The 2930-nt window shown below is 54.1% G+C and carries 1 protein-coding gene; it reads right to left on the bottom strand.

All coding sequences use genetic code 11. The annotated features are described in order from the left end of the window. Positions 1-72: 72 nt before the first annotated feature. On the bottom strand, positions 73-2930 hold a 2858-nt coding region (locus ACOVRA_RS06435; protein ID WP_421719567.1), incomplete at its 5' end, for an efflux RND transporter permease subunit.

The following is a 2930-nucleotide window of genomic DNA, read 5'->3' as shown; positions in this document are numbered from 1 at the left end:
CCCCGCCGCCGCCACAAGAAGCTAGCAAGGCCAAAGCACAGATCCCAGCGGTTAGTTTTACTGTCTGTTTCATCAAAACGCCTCCTTCAATTGCCCGTCATCTTGAGCAAGGATGAGCTGTTCAAGTGGTTTGCGGCCAAATAGCCGGAATAATATTGGCGTAACCAAAGCGTCCAAGAGTGTCGCGGACACAAGGCCACCAAAAATAGTGACAGCTACGGGATGCAAGATTTCCTTGCCGGGCTCGCCAGCTCCTAAAATCAGCGGGATTAGAGCAAGTCCGGCGGACAAAGCCGTCATGAGAACGGGGGTCAGGCGCTCCAATGTGCCGCGGATTATCATGGCATCGCCAAAGGTCTCGCCCTCATGCACTACCAAGTTCAGATAATGACTGATCTTTAGAATGCCGTTTCGCGCAGCGATTCCGGTGAGTGTCACAAAGCCAACGAGACTTGCAACGGAGAGCGGCAAAGCGAAAAGCCAAAGTGCAATAACCGACCCAATTAGCGCCATTGGTACGCCGCCCATCACGATCAAAGCCAGAGAGATCGACCGATAGCGACTATATAAAAGCGCAAAAATCAGTGCAAAAGATACTAGAGTTAGCCCACCAATGGTAGCCGTAGCTTCAGCTTGTGCCTCAAACTGTCCTTCCAATGCATAAAAGCCACCGGTCGGCGCAGGTACAGTATCCATCAAAGCGCGGATGTCTTTTGTGATTGCCGAAAGATTGGCACCCGGTGCCAGATTGGCTTGTACCACAATGCGGCGCTTGCCGTTTTCCCGATTGATTTGGTTTGGTCCGTCAGTCTCACGCACAGTAGCTATTTGAGAAAGCGGAATAGCGCCGCTTGGTGTCTCGACCAAAAGACTGGACAAGGCTTGGGTCGTGCGGGACTCCTCAGGCAAACGGATGACAACTTCAAAACGGCGGACGCCATCAATGATTGTGGAAACCGTTTGGCCACCGGATAAAGCTTCAACCGCTCTGGTCACTTCGGCAGGGTTGATTCCATACAGGCTGGCCCTCTGGTAGTCCACAATGACCTCAAGCTGAGGTACTCGAACGATCTTCTCCACGCGCACATCGACAAGGCCATTGATCCCAGCCATACGCGCTTGTAATGCATCTGCGGATCGGCGCGCGGTATCCATGTCTTCCCCATAGACCTTAACGGCAATAGGTGATGTGACGCCGGAAAGCATATGATCTATGCGGTGTGCCAATGGGCCACCCACGCCAATGCTGGCAGGTAGAGGTGCAAGTACTTTGCGAATGTTAGCGGAAACCTCGTCACGTTCATGTGCAGAGAGGCCAAGCTGCAGTCTTACATCTAATTCATTGGAATGAACACCTTCGGCATGCTCGTCCAACTCGGCTCGACCCGTGCGACGGCTAACACTTTTGACGCCGTCAACTGCCAAGATCAACTGTTCTGCGGTAGCCCCCATGCGCGCACTGTCCGCAAGACTAACACCTGGTTGTAAGGATAAACCAACAAGTAAAGTACTTTCGTTGAAGGCTGGCAGGAAGGCACGTGGCAACATCAGCGCGCCGCCCACAGCAAGAATCCCCGCCAGCGTTGCCCCAATTAAGACAGGCCTTACATGCTTAAAGCCCCAGTCTAAAAGTCTTTGATTAGCGCGCTTGAGTCGCACGACCAGCCAACTATCATGCTCGACCGGCAAGGCCTTCATCTTGGGTAAGAGGTAGTAGCACAGTACAGGCGTAAGGGTGATCGAGACGAGCAAGCTCGCGAGGATCGAGACTACATAAGCTATTCCCAGAGGCTGAAAAAGCCGCCCCTCGATGCCCGATAGAAAGAACAAGGGCAGAAACACCAGAATGATGATCATTGTGGCATAAACGATACCCGAACGGACTTCCCCCGTGGCGCGCGCAATAACAGTCATAGCAGGCAAGGGCTCCGTTAAAGCGCGGTTTTCCTTCAAGCGACGGTAGACATTTTCGACCCCCACCACAGCGTCATCAACCAATTCACCGACAGCAATTGCCAGCCCCCCCAAAGTCATGGTGTTGATCGAAAGGCCGAACGCAGAAAATACGAGTGCCGTGATAAGGATCGACATTGGCAAGGCTGCCAGACTGATGGCTGTCGTGCGAACATTAAGTAGGAAAAGGAACAAGATCACCGCAACCACGAGGCCGGCTTCAATGATGACTTTCTGCAAAGTACCCAGCGAGGCTTCGATAAAATCCGCCTGCCGCATCTGAACTTGTGTTGCGGTCACACCTTTGGGCAGGGTCTTGTTTAACTCGGTCAGCGCCGCCTCGACGCTCTTGGTGACCGCCACGGTGTCGGCACCAGGTTGCTTTTGAATGCCGATGATAACGGCAGGCTTGCCCGCAAACCCCGCATCGCCGCGCCGAAAGCGCGCTGCAAACTCAACTTCAGCCACTTGATCCAGTCGAACCACACCGCCACTGCGCGTGGCAATTGGAATTGAGCCCAAATCCTCGACCCGTAAGGTCCGTGACAAAGCACGTACGACAAATTCTCGACCACCCTGATCAATAAAACCGCCTCCGGCATTAGAGGCAAAGCCCTGTGCTGCGCGCTCGATGGCCTCCAAACTGACGCCCAATTGACCCATACGGGCAGCGTTGGGCGAAACTCGGAATTGCCGGACTTGCCCCCCAATAGGGATCACCTGTGCAACACCTGGAATAGTCAGGAGGCGGGGCCGGATTTGGAAGTCTGCAAGCTCTCTGGCAGCCATGGGGTCAGCGTCGCCATAGGGAATAGCCACCAGCATAATCTCGCCCATGATCGACGTAACTGGGCCCATTTGCGGGGCATGGTCGAGGTCCGCCATCGCTTCTTTTGCTAAAGCAAGCCGCTCAGACACCTGCTGGCGCGCCCGGAAAATTTCTGCATCCCAGCCAAACTCAACATAGACCATCGAGA

Source organism: Aquidulcibacter sp., assembly GCF_049239865.1.
Classification (GTDB): Bacteria; Pseudomonadota; Alphaproteobacteria; order Caulobacterales; family Aquidulcibacteraceae; genus Aquidulcibacter.
This window is presented reverse-complemented; position numbering and strand designations above follow the sequence as displayed.